Annotated in this window: 1 protein-coding gene and 1 pseudogene; both read right to left on the bottom strand. The window is 55.6% G+C overall.

From position 1 onward, the window contains the following. Positions 1 to 106: 106 nt before the first annotated feature. Complete coding sequence (locus FTT73_RS16135; RefSeq protein WP_000480968.1) at positions 107 to 943, bottom strand: aminoglycoside O-phosphotransferase APH(6)-Id; 837 nt, start codon at positions 941 to 943, stop codon at positions 107 to 109. Beyond that, positions 943 to 1170 (bottom strand): annotated as a pseudogene (locus tag FTT73_RS16130) (APH(3'') family aminoglycoside O-phosphotransferase); the annotation flags it as partial. The pseudogene FTT73_RS16130 and the gene FTT73_RS16135, both read right to left, overlap by 1 nt.

Below are 1170 nucleotides of genomic sequence, written 5' to 3'. Positions count from 1 at the left end.
GGGGTCGTTTGCGGGAGAGGGCGAAATCCTACGCTAAGGCTTTGGCCAACGATATTCTCCGGTAAGATTGATGTGTTCCCAGGGGATAGGAGAAGTCGCTTGATATCTAGTATGACGTCTGTCGCACCTGCTTGATCGCGGCCGCGATAGCTAGATCGCGTTGCTCCTCTTCTCCATCCGCGTTCCAAGCTGCGGAAAGGCACCCATAAGCGTACGCCTGGTCGAGCAGGCGACGCGGATCGACGTCCAGCGCACGAGAGAATGCGTCCGCCATCTGTGCAATGCGTCTAGGATCGAGACAAAGGTCGTCTCTGTCAGCCGGATCGTAGAACATATTGGCGGCGCCAAAGCCCACTTCACCGACCAGACCGACGGGATCTATCACCAGCCAGCCGCGACTGGAGAACATGATGTTTTCATGATGCAGATCGCCATGTAGCCCACGCAGTTCCGAGGCATTGCTCATCATTTGATCGGCTATAATCGCCGCGTGGACGTAGTCAGTTTGACAACCTGCGTTTTGATCATCGCGCGCCCGCTGAAACAAAGCTGCAAAGCGATCCCGGATCGGGAGAAGGGCAGAAGGCAGGGGTTCCTCAGATGCGGCATACAGCTTCGCCATTAGTTCCGCTGCAATTTCGGTCGCCTGGTAGTCGCCGTGCTCGGCAACGATGTGAGAGAGCATTCGCTCCCCGGCATATTCGAGCAACATCAGATTGTTCTCACGACCGAGCAACCGGACTGCTCCCCTCCCATTGCGCCATACCAGATAGTCGGCCCCGCGCAGTTCATCAGCAATGTCTTCTATAGGTTTCAATCCCTTGACGATTGCAGGAGTCCCGTCTGGCAATGAAACTTTCCAAACGAGGCTGGAAAAGGTGTCCGCAATGAGAACAGGTTGCGAAACGTGCCAATGAGCAGGAAAAACAGGCGGCATGAACATCAACCCCAAGTCAGAGGGTCCAATCGCAGATAGAAGGCAAGGCGTTCGCGGTCGGGGGCTTCGATCCCCAATACATTGAATAGGACAGCGAAGGCGCGCTCTGCTTCATCTGGCGCTGCCCAGTTCTCTTCGGCGTTAGCAATCATGAGTGCCAAATCGGCATAGCGATCTGCTGTTCCGAGCCGCCCAAGGTCGATCAGACCCGTGCATTGAAGAGTTTTAGGGTC

It is taken from the genome of Acinetobacter sp. YH01006, assembly GCF_013420445.1.
Taxonomy (GTDB): domain Bacteria; phylum Pseudomonadota; class Gammaproteobacteria; order Pseudomonadales; family Moraxellaceae; genus Acinetobacter; species Acinetobacter pseudolwoffii.
The sequence above is the reverse complement of the archived record's forward strand: the minus strand, read 5'-3'. Positions and strand labels throughout refer to the sequence as shown.

Bases quoted from the DNA above. Each gene is read 5' to 3' on its own strand.
- FTT73_RS16135 (WP_000480968.1), bottom strand. From the start codon at position 943: ATGTTCATGCCGCCTGTTTTTCCTGCTCATTGGCACGTTTCGCAACCT.